Source organism: Nesterenkonia flava, assembly GCF_031432335.1.
GTDB lineage: Bacteria > Actinomycetota > Actinomycetes > Actinomycetales > Micrococcaceae > Nesterenkonia > Nesterenkonia flava.
In genome coordinates this window covers 1-710 of the sequence record NZ_JAVKGT010000089.1, presented here as the reverse complement: position 1 = coordinate 710, position 710 = coordinate 1, and the positions used below count along the sequence as shown (strand labels likewise).

1 protein-coding gene is annotated in these 710 nt (G+C 64.9%); it reads left to right on the top strand.

Annotated elements, in window-relative coordinates; all coding sequences use genetic code 11:
• Positions 1-73: 73 nt before the first annotated feature.
• Positions 74-694, top strand: coding sequence for an ABC transporter ATP-binding protein (locus RH857_RS13590; RefSeq protein WP_310538508.1), 621 nt, complete (start codon positions 74-76; stop codon positions 692-694).
• The last annotated feature ends 16 nt before the right edge of the window (positions 695-710 follow it).

Genomic DNA, 710 nt, shown 5'->3' with positions numbered 1-710 from the left:
TAATCTCAGTGAGCCACAGCCCGTATAACAGCGGCAGAGAACCTGGGGCGCTTCAGCAGTGACCTTCGACGACGTGAGTGTCACTTACCCCGACGGACATCGTGCGCTCTCGCACATTGACCTGGAGATCGGGGACGGCGAGTTCATTGCTCTGGTGGGCCCCTCAGGCTCCGGGAAGACCACGCTGCTGCGTGCCCTCGCCGGTTTTCTGGACCCCACTGAAGGAAGCATCCACATTCAGGGACAACCCGTGGCGGCTCCGGGACGAAGCACTCCCGTGGAGCACCGGGGCCTGGGCATGGTGTTCCAGCAGCACGCTCTGTGGCCGCATATGTCTGTGGCGGAGAACGTCGCCTACCCCCTCAAGCTTGCCGGGGTACCGCGTCAGCAGCGCACCGACCGTGTGGCCGAGGTGCTGCGCCTAGTAGAGCTTGACGGCATGGAACGACGGCGCCCCGACCAGCTCTCGGGGGGCCAGCGTCAGCGCGTGGCACTGGCCCGGGCGATCGTGCACGAACCTCGGGTGCTGCTGCTGGATGAGGCGCTCTCTGCCCTGGACGAGCCGCTGCGCGCCTGGCTGCGATCCCAGCTGCAGGCCATGTCCAAGAAGCTGGGACTTACTGTGGTCCACGTGACCCATGACCGTTCAGAAGCACTAGCTGTACTTCCCCGTGAGGTTGTGAACACGGTCTGAGGGCACAGCGCCTCCG